General features: G+C 46.0%; 14 protein-coding genes and 2 tRNA genes. 9 read left to right on the top strand and 7 right to left on the bottom strand.

What is annotated here, in order from left to right; genetic code table 11:
- Positions 1-5: 5 nt before the first annotated feature.
- The 6 genes from CIK88_RS08555 (at position 6) to CIK88_RS08530 (ending at position 4,906) form a co-directional block, all read left to right on the top strand.
- Positions 6-761, top strand: a complete 756-nt coding sequence (locus CIK88_RS08555; RefSeq protein WP_094435864.1) for a PP2C family serine/threonine-protein phosphatase — start codon at positions 6-8, stop codon at positions 759-761.
- Positions 762-821: 60 nt separating this feature from the next.
- A complete protein-coding gene (gene metA / locus CIK88_RS08550; protein WP_094390491.1) occupies positions 822-1,739 on the top strand; it encodes a homoserine O-succinyltransferase in 918 nt (305 codons plus the stop codon).
- Entirely contained in the window at positions 1,736-3,562 is a 1,827-nt protein-coding gene (locus CIK88_RS08545; protein ID WP_094435862.1) for a U32 family peptidase, read from the top strand. The genes metA and CIK88_RS08545 overlap by 4 nt, the downstream gene beginning before the upstream one ends.
- On the top strand, positions 3,543-4,514 hold the full coding sequence (locus CIK88_RS08540) for a zinc ribbon domain-containing protein (protein ID WP_173815103.1): 972 nt from the start codon (positions 3,543-3,545) through the stop codon (positions 4,512-4,514). Before CIK88_RS08545 ends, CIK88_RS08540 begins: the two co-directional genes overlap by 20 nt.
- A gap of 199 nt (positions 4,515-4,713) precedes the next feature.
- Positions 4,714-4,800: transfer RNA gene (locus CIK88_RS08535), tRNA-Ser, on the top strand.
- 31 nt (positions 4,801-4,831) lie between these two features.
- Positions 4,832-4,906, top strand: a tRNA-Glu gene (locus tag CIK88_RS08530).
- Positions 4,907-5,354: 448 nt separating this feature from the next.
- Here the strand turns inward: CIK88_RS08530 and pheS are convergent.
- Positions 5,355-6,392, bottom strand: coding sequence for a phenylalanine--tRNA ligase subunit alpha (gene pheS / locus CIK88_RS08525; RefSeq protein ID WP_094435924.1), 1,038 nt, complete (start codon positions 6,390-6,392; stop codon positions 5,355-5,357).
- A gap of 127 nt (positions 6,393-6,519) precedes the next feature.
- Here pheS and CIK88_RS08520 point away from each other — a divergent pair, with 127 nt between their 5' ends.
- The 3 genes from CIK88_RS08520 to CIK88_RS08510 are packed head-to-tail and all read left to right on the top strand — an operon-like array spanning position 6,520 to position 9,138.
- Positions 6,520-7,362, top strand: a complete 843-nt coding sequence (locus CIK88_RS08520) for a DUF4348 domain-containing protein (RefSeq protein ID WP_254046306.1) — start codon at positions 6,520-6,522, stop codon at positions 7,360-7,362.
- Between the two features lie 19 nt (positions 7,363-7,381).
- Complete coding sequence (murB, locus tag CIK88_RS08515; protein WP_094435858.1) at positions 7,382-8,383, top strand: UDP-N-acetylmuramate dehydrogenase; 1,002 nt, start codon at positions 7,382-7,384, stop codon at positions 8,381-8,383.
- Positions 8,380-9,138 carry an MBL fold metallo-hydrolase gene (locus CIK88_RS08510; protein WP_094435856.1) on the top strand — a complete coding sequence of 253 codons (759 nt, stop codon included), beginning with the start codon at positions 8,380-8,382 and terminating at the stop codon, positions 9,136-9,138. Before murB ends, CIK88_RS08510 begins: the two co-directional genes overlap by 4 nt.
- A gap of 176 nt (positions 9,139-9,314) precedes the next feature.
- On the opposite strand, the gene CIK88_RS08505 is transcribed toward CIK88_RS08510, so the two are convergent.
- The 6 genes from CIK88_RS08505 to CIK88_RS08480 are packed head-to-tail and all read right to left on the bottom strand — an operon-like array spanning position 9,315 to position 15,600.
- Positions 9,315-10,130: an SDR family oxidoreductase gene (locus tag CIK88_RS08505; RefSeq protein ID WP_094390486.1), complete on the bottom strand. Its 816-nt coding sequence runs from the start codon at positions 10,128-10,130 to the stop codon at positions 9,315-9,317.
- Complete coding sequence (gene uxuA / locus CIK88_RS08500; RefSeq protein ID WP_094390485.1) at positions 10,123-11,355, bottom strand: mannonate dehydratase; 1,233 nt, start codon at positions 11,353-11,355, stop codon at positions 10,123-10,125. Before uxuA ends, CIK88_RS08505 begins: the two co-directional genes overlap by 8 nt.
- Positions 11,356-11,397: 42 nt before the next feature.
- The gene (locus CIK88_RS08495) at positions 11,398-11,874 is read right to left on the bottom strand and encodes a hypothetical protein (protein WP_144007245.1); all 477 of its coding nucleotides are present in this window, start codon (positions 11,872-11,874) and stop codon (positions 11,398-11,400) included.
- Between the two features lie 10 nt (positions 11,875-11,884).
- Positions 11,885-13,366 (bottom strand): ATP-binding cassette domain-containing protein, encoded by a 1,482-nt coding sequence (locus CIK88_RS08490; protein WP_094435854.1) that lies wholly within the window; start codon positions 13,364-13,366, stop codon positions 11,885-11,887.
- A complete protein-coding gene (gene ruvC, locus CIK88_RS08485) occupies positions 13,354-13,911 on the bottom strand; it encodes a crossover junction endodeoxyribonuclease RuvC (protein ID WP_094390482.1) in 558 nt (185 codons plus the stop codon). Before ruvC ends, CIK88_RS08490 begins: the two co-directional genes overlap by 13 nt.
- Positions 13,912-13,947: 36 nt before the next feature.
- A complete protein-coding gene (locus CIK88_RS08480; RefSeq protein WP_094435852.1) occupies positions 13,948-15,600 on the bottom strand; it encodes a glycoside hydrolase family 10 protein in 1,653 nt (550 codons plus the stop codon).
- Between the last annotated feature and the right edge of the window lie 86 nt (positions 15,601-15,686).

The following is a 15,686-nucleotide window of genomic DNA, read 5'->3' as shown; positions in this document are numbered from 1 at the left end:
AAGATATGAGTAAGATAACGATAACTGCATCGAGTCGTGTCGGATGTATTCGAAGCAATAATGAGGATATGATTCTGGTGGAAAACAAGTATGTAAGGAGTGAGGCCTGTGACTTGCAGTTCTTTACAGAAAACAAGGATCGTTTTATTGTGGCTTTGGCAGACGGAATGGGCGGACATAATGCCGGAGAAGTTGCCAGCGAGGAGACGCTAAGAAATCTACATTTCTTCATCCACGACCTACCTGCACATCTGAGCGAAGGTGCCTTGTGTGAAGCTATGGTGGAGTGGCTCGTTTCCATCAATAAGATCATCTCTTCGCGTGGTGTTGAAGACCGCACGCTTCAGGAAATGGGTACCACACTCGTTGGAATACTATATTACGAAGGAAACTATTTCTGGATGAACTGCGGAGACAGTCGTCTGTATATGCTGTCAGATGGTAAACTGAAGCAAATCACGACAGACCACAGTCTGAACGAAATGACTGGTGTAAAACGCCATTCCAACGTCATCACCAACTGTATCGGAGCAGGATGTACCACCTCGTTTCTCGACTTTACCGAGTTTACCAATGATGTAAAAGCTGGTTGTACCTTCCTGTTGTGTTCTGACGGACTCAGCGATATGGTAGATGATGAACATATAGAAAAATTACTCAATGAAGGGAAGGATGCCAACGCTTTGTGTGAGGCAGCTATCACAGCCGGAGGTTTCGACAACGTGTCGGCTTGTGTTGTTGCTGTTGCTGAGAGCCATTGAGGATATATAAAAAAGATTGTATTGAAAAAGATTGTGTTGAAAAAGTAAACTGAAAGAAACATGCCTTTAAAATTACCAGATCAATTACCGGCAATAGAGTTGCTGAAAAAGGAAAACATTTTTGTGATGGACGATTCACGCGCCCACATGCAGGATATCCGCCCGTTGAAGATTGTGATTCTCAATCTGATGCCATTGAAGATAACTACTGAGACAGACCTGATCCGTCTGCTTTCAAATACACCCTTGCAGTTGGAAGTGAGCTTCATGAAACTCAGAAGCCACACGCCAAAGAACACCCCAATCGAACACATGATGATGTTCTACCGAGATTTCCAGCAGATGCGCAAGGAGCGTTATGATGGCATGATTATTACCGGTGCACCCGTCGAGACTCTTGATTTTGAAGATGTCACCTATTGGGATGAAATGACAGAAATATTCTCATGGGCACGTACGCACGTGACTAGTACATTATATATCTGCTGGGCTGCGCAGGCGGGATTGTACTACCATTACGGAGTGCCGAAATACCAGTTGCCCAAGAAAATGTTTGGCGTATTCCCCCAACATACATTACAGTCCAAGCTCCCTATCTTCCGAGGCTTTGACGATGTGTTTCAGATGCCGCATAGCCGACATACCGAGATTCATCGCGAAGACATAGAAAAGCAGCATGAGCTGAGTCTGATTGCCGAATCACCGGAAAGCGGAGTGAGTATTGTGATGGCGCGAGAGGGTAGAGAGTTCTTTATTACCGGCCATCTGGAATATGCTCCCAATACTCTTGACAAGGAGTATCGACGAGACTGTGGCATACGTGACGATGTGGATTTGCCCAAGAACTATTATAAAGACAATAATCCATCCAACGAGCCCCTTGTCACATGGAGGGCCCACGCCAATCTGTTTTATAACAATTGGATCAACTATTACGTATATCAAGCAACACCGTTCGATATCAATACTATACGATGAGAAAACTGGAACTGCTGGCACCTGCCAAGAACCTTGCCTGCGGTATTGCTGCTATTGACCATGGGGCCGATGCCGTATATATCGGAGCATCACGTTTCGGAGCAAGGGCTGCTGTGGGAAATAGTGTGGACGACATCAGACAGTTGTGCGACTATGCCCATCTGTTTGGTGCAAAAGTCTATGTGACGGTCAATACCATTATTTATGATGGTGAACTCGACGACACGCTGTCACTTATCCGCGAACTCCATGGGGTGGGGGTTGATGCCATTCTCGTACAAGATATGGGACTGCTCAAACTCCAGTTGCCTCCTATAGCGCTTCATGCCTCAACACAGACCGACAATCGTACGGCAGATAAGGTGAAATGGCTGGCAGAATTGGGATTTCAACGGGTGGTCTTGGCACGCGAACTATCGGTAGAGGAAATCAGAAGCATCCATGAGGCTGTGCCAGATGTCGAACTCGAAGTGTTTGTTCATGGAGCCTTGTGTGTCAGCTATAGCGGTATCTGCTATGCGTCGCAATACTGTTTCGGACGTTCTGCCAACCGTGGAGCGTGTGCGCAGTTCTGTCGTATGAAATTCGACCTTGTCGATGCAGAAGGACGCGAAATCGAACACCAGCGCCACCTCTTGTCGTTGAAAGACCTCAATCAGGCGGATGTGCTCGATCAACTCGTCGAAGCAGGAGCCACCTCATTCAAGATAGAAGGAAGGTTGAAGGATGTCACCTATGTAAAAAATGTCGTGGCTGCCTATAACCTTCGCCTCAATAAGATTGTTGCCAATCAGCCTGATCGCTATTGCCGCGCTTCGAAGGGAACGTGCAGCTATACCTTCACACCCAATCTGAAAAAGACCTTTAACCGTGGTTTTACACATTATTTCCTGAATGGACGCCAACCAGACATCTTCTCTCCCGATACACCAAAGGCCATGGGCGAGTATGTGGGATATGTGAAAGAGATACGCAACAACTCCTTTAATGTTGCAGGAACTGCTGCATTTGCCAATGGTGACGGATTGTGTTTCATTACGGGAGACCGCGAACTGGAAGGATTCCGTGTCAACCGAGCGGAAGGCAACAGACTCTATCCTCAAAAGATGCCTCGGAATCTTCGTCCAGGAATGGCACTCTATCGTAATAACGACCAGGAATTTGAAAAACTACTCTCTCGTCCGAGTGCAGAACGCAAGATTCCCATCATCATGCGGTTGGCAGCCGACGAACAGGGCTTTAATCTCTCGGTTGGCGAGGTTTCGGTAGGTATTGCCTGTGAGCATCAGGCTTCAGAGAAACCACAACGCGACAATATCGTCAGGCAACTCTCGAAACTCGGAGGAACACCCTATCTTTGCGAGCAGGTGGAGATGGGCGATGATTTCAATTATTTCATCCCCAGCAGTTTCCTCGCAGATCTGCGCAGGCGTCTTGTCGAAAAACTCATGTTGTCCACTCCTCAAGCGGATGGTCAGTCTAAAGTTTTACCGGCCCACATTCCCGCGTCTGTGTCGGCCCTTTATCCGTATGACTATCTGTATAATATCTCCAACGCAAAGGCACGCGACTTTTATATCTCACAAGGGCTTCATCCTTCCGAACAAGCATTCGAACTCCAGTCATCACGACAGAAGGCTTCCTTGTTGATGCAATGTCGCCATTGTCTGCGCTATGCGCTTGGCGGTTGTGTGAAACATGGCGGGACAAAGGCCCATTGGAGGGAACCCTTGTTTCTGCGTTTGTCTGATGGTCGTAGGTTTCGTTTAGAGTTTGATTGTCGTCATTGTCAGATGAATGTCTATGGAGAAAGTGAAAAATAGCCTGTTGTGTGTGATCGTCCTGTTGTTGTCTGCCTGTTACAACCATGGACCTGTTTCGCCTGACGCATGGGACCTTACCGAGCGTCAGATAGACTCCTTGTCGTTCTTTACTACCCATCATTATTCTCAGAACTATAACTTCGTGGTTAAGGCCAGCCAGATGCCCATTTCCGATGAGGCAGGATCTCAGGCTTTCGATACGCTATATGTGTCGAAAGGCGATCCCCTTGTTGTGGCCGACATCAAGACCATCTCGTCAGATACGATAGATTCCGTTTGGGTGAAGGTGGCGCGCGACCAGATGACACAGGGATGGATTCGTGAGAGCGAGATGTTGCCTTGCGTATCGCCCAACGACCCCATTTCCCAGTTTATAGATTTCTTTTCAGATACCCACCTGTTGCTATTCCTGGCATTATTGGTTGTTGTCGTAGTGGCATACGGTCTTCGACGTTTGATGCGCCATAATGCGCGTATAGTTCATTTCAACGATATTGATTCGTTCTATCCTACATTGTTGTGCATACTCATCGCCTCTTCTGCAACGCTCTATGCATCCATACAGATGTTCAGTCCCGAATCGTGGCGACATTTCTATTATCACCCTTCGCTCAACCCGTTCTCGCTACCGTGGTTCCTTGCACTCTTTATTGCCTCCGTATGGGCCATCCTTATCGTAGGTGTGGCGACGATAGATGATGTAGTGCATCGTTTGGAGCCTTCTGAAGGGTTGCTTTACTTATGCGGACTTGCTGGAGTATGTGCAGTCGATTATGTTCTTTTCAGCATCACTACCTTATATTATATAGGTTTCCTATTTCTTGTTGTCTATATCATCTTTGCCCTGTGGCGCTATTTCCGGTATTCGCATTATCGGTATGTTTGTGGCAATTGTGGCGCAAGGATGCATCGCAAAGGTATCTGTCCGAAGTGTGGGGTGGAGAATGTCTAAGGGATGTGCGGAAAACTCAAGAATCGTCAATATATGGCTCAAGAGGGTAGGGCTTGCGGTGGAAAAGCAGAAAAAATGGGCATAATGCAGAAAAAAATCAGAAAAATTTTTCAAAATATTTGGTGTTCTCAAAAATATGTAGTACCTTTGCACCGCGTTTGAGAGAAAACGCCTAAGGTTAAGAAAGAACAACCGGTTAGGAAGTTTGGGTGAGTGGCTGAAACCAGCAGTTTGCTAAACTGCCGTGCGGGTTACCGTACCGGGGGTTCGAATCCCCCAGCTTCCGCTGGGCTTTCCTAAAAAGACAAAAGAATGATGGTCGATTCATCTAATGGTTAGGATACAAGATTCTCAATCTTGGCATAGGGGTTCGATTCCCCTATCGACTACCAACAAGCAGCGTAAATGATGTATTTACGCTGTTTTTTTTTGTTCAAAAGTAGTATGTGAACCACCTTTTGCAGATTAGTCTCTTATGGTGATGCCGTGTAAAAAAAGTAAATCTAGAACTCGCAATTTTTCGGAAAGTTCCCTAACAGATTATTTCTTATCGAATATGGTTTCTCTTTTCTACATTCTATAGCTGTTCAACCTTTCTGTTGATTATGGTTTGTGAAGCGTAAGACTACTACCTCTATCCGTATTATTCCTCTAAGGAGAGGATGATACTTTTTTGAATGATTGGAATGATTATTCTTGTGGCGCAAAAGTAATTTTCATGGAAGCCTTGAAACGGTTAGAACTTTGCCGTACAGACGAAAGACTATGGTTGAGTATAGCAACAAAAAAAGAAGGCTCGCTGATGACAGGAGCCTTCTTGAATATGTTGGTGTGATGAAATTAGTCGGCTGACTCGAATTCGTGGAGGAAGCGGACGTCGTTCTCAGAGAACATGCGGAGGTCGCTTACCTGGTATTTTAAGTTGGTAATGCGTTCAACACCCATACCAAAGGCATAGCCGCTATAAACGCTTGAATCAATACCGCATTGTTCGAGAACATTGGGATCGACCATACCACAACCGAGAATCTCTACCCATCCTGTGTGCTTGCAGAATCCGCAGCCTTCGCCGCCACAGATGAAGCAAGAGATGTCCATCTCAGCGCTGGGCTCGGTAAATGGGAAATAGCTTGGACGAAGACGTATCTTGGTATCTGCACCAAACATTTCACGTGCAAAGGACAACAATACCTGCTTGAGGTCGGTAAACGATACGTTCTTGTCGATATACAATCCTTCTACCTGATGGAAGAAACAATGAGCACGGGCGGTAATGGCCTCGTTACGATATACGCGTCCGGGGCAGATGATGCGGATAGGAGGCTGGGTAGTCTCCATCACGCGAGCCTGTACACTTGAGGTATGGGAACGGAGCAGGATATTTTTGGTGACATCGTTAGGATGTTGTGACACAAAGAAAGTATCTTGCATGTCACGTGCAGGATGGTCTGCAGCAAAGTTCATACGGGTGAACACGTGGAGGTCGTCCTCTACTTCAGGTCCATCGGCTAATACAAATCCCATACGCGAGAAGATGTCGATAATCTCGTTGGTAACAATAGTGAGCGGATGACGTGTACCCAATCCGATGGGGTAGGGTGTGCGTGTGAGGTCGATATGTTGCGCATCGCATTCTACTGTTTCGGTATCAGTCTTGAGTTGGTTGATGCGCTCCTGTGCTATTTGCTTGAGTTCGTTGATTTTCATGCCCACAGTCTTTTTCTGGTCGGCTGGAACATTGCGGAAATCGTTCATCAAAGCTGTAATGGCACCTTTCTTGCTGAGGTATTTCAGTCGTAACTGCTCTACCTCTTCTGCGTTGGCGGCCGTCATTTGCCGCACTTCGTCTAAGAGTTGGTTTATCTTGTCGAGTATCATAATCATTGATATAAAACTAAATTTTCTGCAAAGGTATAAAAAAAATAAGAATTATGGATTAGGAGTTGGGAGTTTTTTGTACCTTTGCCGAAAAATTGAGAGAAGTTTATAAAATAGATGGAGGTCAATGATGAAACGATATTGGATTGCGTTTTATGTTATGGTCTGTTTGCTGGCAGGTTGCCAGGGTAACAAAACGGTAGAATCTACCGAAGAAACGGTTGCTGACACTACTGCGACTGTTGACTCTACGGTTGCTGACAACGAGATGAAGGCAATCGAAGAGGAGCCGATGCCAAAAGCGGCTGATGAGTTGTTTGATGATTTTGTATTCAATTTTGCCGCCAATAGGAAATTACAATACAGCCGTATTAAGTTTCCACTACCTGTTGTACGTGGAGACGATATTGAATTGTTGCCTAAAAGCAAATGGCATATGGAGAATTTCTTCATGCGACAAGATTTCTATACGCTGATTTTCGACAGCGAGAAACAATTGGAAGAAACCAAGCAGATTTCTGTCTCACATGCTGTGGTGGAGAAAATATATTTTCACTCGAAATCCATCAAACAGTATGTCTTCGACCGTATTAACGGAAGATGGATGATGCAGAAGATCATACACATTCCTTTGCATGAATCACATAATGCATCGTTTCTTGACTTTTACGAGCATTTTGCTTCTAATGCCGACTATCAGATGCACCATCTCCGAGAGACGGTAGATTTTGTGGGACCGGATCCTGACGATGACTTCAATGAGATGGAAGGAGTGATAACACCAGATACGTGGCCAGCTTTTGCACCTGAATTACCTACGGATATGATTTATAACATTATCTATGGTACCAATCATAAAGCAGGAAAATGTAAGGTGTTCGTGCTGAGAGGTATCGCTAATGGTTTGGAGACAGAACTGACCTTCCGACACGAAGGAGGAAAATGGATGCTGTCTAAACTCTCTACCTAATATAAATAGGAACAACGCTATGAAAGATATTCATGACTATAGTTTGAAGCAGCACAATACCTTTGGTATTGAAGCCCGTTGTGACCGCTTCTTGGAATATTCGACTGCCGATGAAGCAAAAGCTGTGGCCGACATTCTTCGTCAGTCAGCCCAACCTTTTCTGATTATTGGAGGTGGAAGTAATCTCCTGTTGACACAGGATTTCAAAGGCATTGTCGTGCGCTCAGCCATCAAAGGCATAACACCACAGAAGGACACCCTACGCTGTGGAAGCGGCGAGGTATGGGATGATGTAGTAGATTATAGTGTGAAGCATGGATATTACGGCATGGAGAATCTCTCGTGGATTCCGGGTGATGTGGGTGCCAGCGCGGTACAGAACATCGGTGCGTATGGTGTTGAGGTGAAAGACTTTATAGAGACCATTGAAGCCATCGAGATCGTTTCGGGAGCGTTACAGCTCATTGATGCCGCTGCTTGTCGGTACGCATATCGTCAGAGTCGGTTTAAAGGAGAATGGAAGAATCAATATCTGATCACCCATGTGACCTATCGTACCCAAAGAGATTTTCAACCTAAACTCGATTATGGTAACATTCGCAGCGAACTTGAAAGGCGAAACATGACTCATCCCACAGCAAGTCAATTGAGAGAGGTCATCATCGGCATACGACAAGAGAAACTGCCTGATCCTGCTGTTATGGGAAATGCAGGAAGTTTCTTCATGAATCCCATTGTGGAACGATCACAATATGAGGCTTTGGCATCACAATATGAGAATATGCCACACTATACCATCGATGCAAATCACGAGAAGATTCCTGCAGGATGGATGATAGACCAATGTGGATGGAAGGGACGTACCGTAGGACATGCAGGCGTTCACGATCGTCAGGCCTTGGTGTTGGTGAATCGTGGTAATGCTACCGGTCAGGAGATTGTTGATCTTTGCCGGATGATCCAGCGTGATGTGAAAGAAAAATTCGGAATAACCATCAAACCAGAAGTGAATATTATATGAAAATAACCTTCCTCGGTACTGGAACATCGTGTGGCGTTCCTACCATTGGATGCCAATGTCCTACCTGTAGCAGTCAAGATCCACATGATAAAAGGTTGAGATGTTCGGCGCTGTTAGAGGAGGGAGACACACGCTTGCTTATCGACTGTGGGCCAGACTTCCGTCAACAGATTATGCCCTTTCCATTCAGTCGGATAGATGGAATCCTTATCACCCATGCCCACTATGACCATGTAGGAGGACTTGATGATGTCAGGCCTTTCTGTCAGTTTGGAGAGGTGAACGTCTATGCGGACCCTATTGCACGTCAATCGTTATTGAAGATGCTTCCATATTGTTTTGGAGAACATCGCTATCCCAATACTCCTGTCATCAGACTTCATGAGATTCATCCTCATGAGGTGTTTAACATCAACGGTATTGATATCATGCCGATACAGGTGATGCATCACGACTTGCCCATTTTAGGTTATCGGATTGGTGGATTGACATATATTACGGATATGAAAACCATTGCAGATAGCGAATTGGAATATCTGAAAGGAACAGAAGTGCTGGTGGTTAACGCGCTTCGCCGTACTCCGCATCATTCACACCAGACGCTTGATGAAGCGGTGGCATTTGCGAAAAAGATAGGAGCACGTCAAACATGGCTTACTCATGCGGCACATAGCATAGGAAAACATGATGAGGTCAATAATATCTTGCCTCCTCATATTCGCATGGCATACGATGGACTTGTGGTCAACATATAATGAGTCGCAGGAGGTTCTCTGCCTTGAGAATCTCCTTTTGTCTTATGCCGTAATCCTAACTCTCTTTTTATAATCATACACAGAAAATTTATAAGGAATACTAAAACTTTCTGAAAAAAGAAAGAGAGTCACACGAGGTGTGGCTCTCCTTTGGAGTATGATGTATTGTTTGGAACTTACATGGCAAAAGCATTAAAACCTCCGTCAACAACAGCAACGGTACCGGTGACGAATTTTGCAGCTTCTGACATCAGATAGTGGATCGTGCCACAGAGTTCTTCAGGATCACCCATGCGGCCGAAGGGAGTCTGACGAATCACATCCTGACCACGCTGTGTGAAGGTACCATCGGGATTGGTCAACAAAGCACGGTTCTGTTCGGTAATGAAGAAACCGGGAGCAATGGCGTTGACGCGAATTCCTTCGCCAAACTTCTTGGCACATTCTGTTGCCATATATGCTGTGAAATTGCTGATACCAGCCTTGGCAGCAGCATAACCACATACGCGAGTCATGGGACGGAAAGCAGCCATCGAAGAGAAGTTGATGATGCTACCTTTTCCCTGAGCTACCATGGGACGAAGAAATACTTGGGTGGGGATGACCGTTCCTGTGAGGTTCAGATTGAGAACAGTCTGGAACTGTGAGGCATCGAGGTCGAAGAAGGTTTTATCGGGAGCGATGGTAGCGCCCGGCATATTACCTCCCGCAGCATTTAGGAGAGTGTCGATACGTCCGTATTTACGCATGATGTCGTCGCAGTTTTGCTGAACGACCTCTTGGTTCATGACGTCAGTTTTCATAAACTCACACACGCCACCTGCTTCGCAGATGTCAGAAGCAATTTTCTGTCCAACCTCTTCCTTACGGCCGAGGATGATGACTTTGGCTCCTTCAAGGGCCAGATACTTAGCGATGGCACGTCCAAGAACGCCTGTTCCGCCTGTGATGACAACAACGTTGTCTTTAATGTTGAAAAGGTTGTTATTCATAAAATCCGGGTTGTTTGTATTCTATTCCTAATTCACGGTCAACGGTGGCGAGAATGCCTTGTACTTGTCCCATGGCAAACATACGTCCGAGGAACGAGTAGCCTGCATTATAACCTTTAGTCTCGTCGCCAAGCATTGTCATGCCGTGATCCACACGCATGGGCAACGCAGGATTCTCTTGTTCGAAAATACGTGCCAGTTCGATGATATCGGCACGTCCTCCAAGGTGTGAGGCTTCTGTAAAGTCGCCATTGGGGAAGATATGACAAGAGCGGAGGTGTACGAAATGGGTGCGTGGTGCAAATTTACGTGCCATCTCCACCACATTGTTATAAGCGCCAGCAGAGAGACTCCCAGCGCAGAAGGTCAGTCCGTTGTGCTTGTTAGGAACAGCATCAAGGAACCATTGGATATCTTCTTGGGTGCGTACGATGCGTGGGAGGCCGAGAATCTCGATGGGGGGATCGTCAGGATGCACACACATGTTCATATCACACTCTTCGCAGGTAGGCATGATAGCGTTGAGGAAGTATTTCATGTTTTCCCTCAGTTGATTCTTGTCAATACCATCATAGTTTGCGAGCAACTGGTGGAAGAGTTCGAGGGGGTGTTCGTCGCCCTCTTTGAAGTTGCCACTTACAAAACCTTGCGTTTTGATAACGATGTTTTCTACCAGTTGATGGTCTTTCTCTGGAGTCATGGTTTTGGCGAGTGCATCAGCCTCTTCCAGTACGTTACGTCCTTCACCTACGCCAGCTGGGAATTGGAAGCGTGCCCATTCTTCGCGTGCGCCTTGTCTTTTGAGTATATAAATATCGAAATAGGCAAATTCTGCATAAGAGAAGAATAGGTTTGACGAACCGTTAGGATTCGCGTGAAGCAAGTCTGTACGAGCCCAGTCGAGTACGGGCATGAAGTTGTAACAGATGGTATGGATGCCTTCAGCCGATAGGTTGCGGAGCGATTCCTTATAGATTTCTATCTGTTGGTCACGGTCAGGACCTCCGTATTTGATAGTCTCTACCACGGGTAATGATTCCACGACGCTCCATCGCATGCCGTAGCTTTCGATATATTCGCGGAGTTCTTTGATTTTTTTCCTGGTCCAAACTTCACCAAGAGGTACGTCGTGAAGAGCAGTTACGATGCCTTCCACACCGATTTGTTTTAACATGGCAAGCGTTATCTTATCGTTTTTGCCAAACCATCTCCATGTTCTTTCCATAGTTGTTGATCTGTTTTTGTTATTGTTAGTTTTTGGGTAATGTTAGTCTTTCAGTTGTGCTTGAACAGCAGCCAAAGCCCGAGGCCAGTCGGTATCGAGTGAGAATCGTGTGATGCTGCTGGCATTGTTTAGATAGCTGTGTGCAGGTTCTTCTTCCTTGTCGTTGAAGAGCGGGTTTGACACGGAGGCATCGATAAAAATCTTGGTGATCTTCACTTGTGCAGCATCGGGCATATTATTCATTTTTACCAGTTGCATGATATATGCTGTAATGAAATTGTTCAGTCCTAATGCCTGTTCGTCAAGATAGAGTACTGGTGCGTCTGGCATCTGTTCCTGCATGCTTATTGCAAGATAATTGAGCGCATCGAGTTTAAACTGATTGATCTGTTTCATGATTGGCAAAGTCTGTTCGTTGCTCACAGCATCGAAGGCTTTGTGTTTAATCTCGTTGAAGATCTCCTGTGCTTGCGCATTAGCACAGAAAGCCATCATTAGTACAATAAATAACTTCTTCATATATAATATGTTATTGTTGTTTGATTAAGTAAATCTTGTTAGTGATATTGTTAGGTAGTTCCTCTTCGTAGTGGGTCACCATGACCATTGTCTTGTGTGGACGTTGGCAGAAGGTTTCTATCACATCTTTCACCAAACGGCGATTGTAGAGGTCGAGCCCGTGGAGTGGTTCATCAAGGATAATGAGTTGTGGGTCTTTAACGAAGGCACGAGCCAAGAGTACGAGTCGTTGTTCACCACTTGACAGTTTGAGAAAGGGTCTGTCGTAGAGTCCTTCGAGTCCGAAGATATCCATCCACCATCTGCATATTTCGTATTCTTCGGGATTGGGTTTGACGTAGAGTCCTACAGAATCTTTCAGTCCGCTTGCTACGATGCGAACGGCAGGAAGGTCTTTTTGATAAGCTCTATGCATTTCAGGAGATACATATCCAATATGTCGTTTGATGTCCCAGATGCTCTCTCCCGATCCGCGTTGTCTGTCGAAAAGTGTTATGTCGCAAGCATAGCTTTGAGGGTTGTCGGCGCATACCAGAGAGAGAAGAGTGGATTTTCCGCTTCCGTTCTGTCCGCTGAGCGCCCAACGCTCTCCATCGCATACCGTCCAATCGAGTTCTTTCAAGATGGTTCGTTCTCCATAGCGTATGCCCACCTGATGCATGGCAATAACCTGATGTGCTGTATAGTCATTGGCTTTGTTGGGCAATTGGATGATAGCTTCGCGTTTCTCTTCGGAGAGGACGTGTGAAGGTATAGTTGGTTGTCTGTTGTTGTATTCTTCTAATGTGCATTTGGGTTGTACCACTCCTTGTTTGACCTCCACGACATGCGTGATGAAGTCTGGAATGTCATCAGTTTTGGAGAGCACAAGGATGATCTGTAGCGCGCGCTCATGAGCCAGGGTGCTCAGCAATACTTTGAGTTGGTCGCGTGTTGTGGCATCTAGTCCAATAAACGGATTATCCATGATTAGTACGCGAGGATCTGCAAGGAGCGTCTTAGTGAGCTGGAATTTGCGCAGTTCACCACTCGACAGACTGATGATATATTTATCAGTTAGCTGTTGGATATGGAAGAGTTCGTATAGATGTTGTTGTAAACCTCGATGTTCTGGTGTATCTTCGCCTGCCATTTGGTATGCCTCTTCCAAGAGGTCACCCACACGTGGAGTCTCAGGGTCTATATCGTGTTGATTCCATCGTTGTTGGAGATAATATGCTCCGTCAGACGTACCGTATGAATCGCGAAATGTGATGTATCGTATGTTGTCTGAAACCAACGGTTTTGTACTTGGTGAGAAATCGTATTTAGGAGGCTGCAAGCGTAAAGGATGTCTGCCGGTAATGATATCTACGAGCATGGATTTTCCACTGCCGTTGCGTCCTACAATGGCGATATGTTCGCCGTCGAGAGATTGGAAATCGACGGGTTGAGCCATTCGCCATTCTTCCATACGGGTGACACCCTGTTGTATATCAATTATTTTTTGCATATTCTATTCTGATTTTTATTGGCGAAGTCTTTCCAGCTACGATAGTTGGCCTGTGATTCTGGTCTTCCCATTTGCAGAAAATGGCAATAGGCTGCGGCCAGCGCATCTGTTGCATCCCGGAATTTTGTTAAAGCGTCTGCATCAAATTTCAACATTCGTTGTAGCATTCCTGCTACCTGTTCTTTGGATGCCGAACCGATACCTGTTATTGCCATTTTGATTTTCATCGGAGCATATTCATGAATAGGAACTCCATGATGGATGGCTGCAGCGATGGCTGTACCTTGTGCACGTCCGAGCTTCAGCATGGTCTGTGCGTTCTTTCCGAAGAAAGGTGCTTCAATAGCCAATTCGTCGGGCAGATAGGCATCGATGATTCCCGTGACTCGCTCGAAGATGTGTCCGAGTTTAAGGTAGCCATCTGGAAATTTTCGCATATCGATAACTCCCATCGTCACCATTTCGGCGTGATGGTCCACCACTTTCAGCACACCATATCCCATGATATTCGTGCCAGGGTCGATACCTAATATGATTTTTTCCATTTATTTTGTTTTGCAAAGTTAGTCAATTCGTTTGAATTATTTCCCTTTTCTGATGACAAAATATCCAATATGTTGTTGGTTGTCGTGTTGTCGTGGCGAAACAACCTCATATACGCCATCTGGCAGAAACCCTACGGGGATTGCTGTGTCAGCGGGATGGGTGGCAAGTGTTTGTCCTTGCATAGAACAAATGGCAATTGTGGTAATCTCCCCAGTCAGCAGTTCGGTAGGAACGTGAAGAGTTGTACCATCGCAGTCGAGTAGGGAAGTCTTAGCCTCTTGTTGAGCAGTCGTTCGGTTAGGTTGAGCAGGCTGGCTCTCCTGTCCGTAGCGATCTACTGCTGATACTGCGAAGTGAAGTGGTGCTTCAGTTTTCTGTCGTTTGATTTCTATTGTCGTATCTTGCCAACGGATGGCGACGATGTTGTTGGCATCATTTGTGTTGACAGGATAGTGAGTAGAAGCATAGACGGTATAGACGATGTATTCGTTGGGATGCTGTGAGGTAACAGGAGCCCAAGACAACCGGTAGCCCGATGGAGACGGAGTTGCCGAGAAGTGCTGTGGAGCCGCAGGCGCAGGTGTTGATGTCTTGAGGGCAGGGGTGAGCGCCAATGTGGCATCGAAACGACAAACGAAGTCGTATATGCCCTTCACATTGTCTGTGAGGAATTTTGTACGGAAGTAAGCATGTCCCAATCCCATTTGTCGTGCCACATTCATTTGTCTTTCAACAGCCGACAGCGACCAGTTGCGCTCTTTGGGTGAGAGCATATAAATGCCCAGTCCTGCTGCTGTTTGTCCATCATAACGGTTGTCGCTCCAATCGCTGGCAAAAGGATAAAAGTGTTTGCCGTCGAAATACATCATCGGATAGAGTTGATCCATTATTCCGTCACGTAACCATTGCTGTGCATCTTGACAAACGCGTGTGTATGCATTCCACCCATAGCTTTCTTGTCGGTCGAGGTCTTTGTATTTTCCGATAGGAGAACAGCTCATTTTTACCCAAGGTTTGATGGATTTCACCCTTTGGCTAATTGCCTGTGCGATGCGAGTAATATACGTACGTCCCGTCTGCCTGTTGATATTAATTTTCCATGTTTCTGGGTAGCGGATGTAGTCGAGATGGATTCCGTCCACATCGTAACGCTTGGTAATGTCGCCACAAAGGTCTGCCAGATAGTCTGCAGTACCAGCCGCTTCAGGATTCATATATGCCTCGTCTCCTATACGTTTGACGAGGCGTGGGTTGCGTCGCATTAGGTTGCGAGCTCCAGCTCCATTCCATTTACCTATCGGAATGGTAACCACCCAAGCGTGCAGTTCCAGACCTCTGCGATGACATTCATCGATGGCAAACTGCAGGGGATCGTAGCCGGGATTTTGACCGGGATTGCCCGATGTGCATCCGTCCCATGGCTCTTGTGTAGAGGGGTAAATGACAGTACCGCGGATACGCGTCTGAAAGAGCACGGTATTGACGTGAGCCTCTTTCAGAAGGTCGAGGGTGCGACATAGTTCCTCTTGTTGCCGACGTATAGATTTAGTAGACTGCGCATAGTTATGCGGCCAGTCTAATCCACCTACTGTGGTGAGCCATGCTGCCCTTAATTCATGCTTCGGCTGTGCTTTACAGGAGAGCGCAAAGAGTGCGATGAGGATATATAAAAAGGTTGTCCGTTTCAATTTATTAGAGTTTTTGTGCACAAAGGTACAAAAAAGTTGGTAGAACGGCGTTCAAACTATAAAGTTTTTATTATCTTTGCACGAAG

This window comes from Prevotella sp. P5-50, from assembly GCF_002251295.1.
In the GTDB taxonomy this organism is placed as follows: domain Bacteria; phylum Bacteroidota; class Bacteroidia; order Bacteroidales; family Bacteroidaceae; genus Prevotella.
This window is presented reverse-complemented; position numbering and strand designations above follow the sequence as displayed.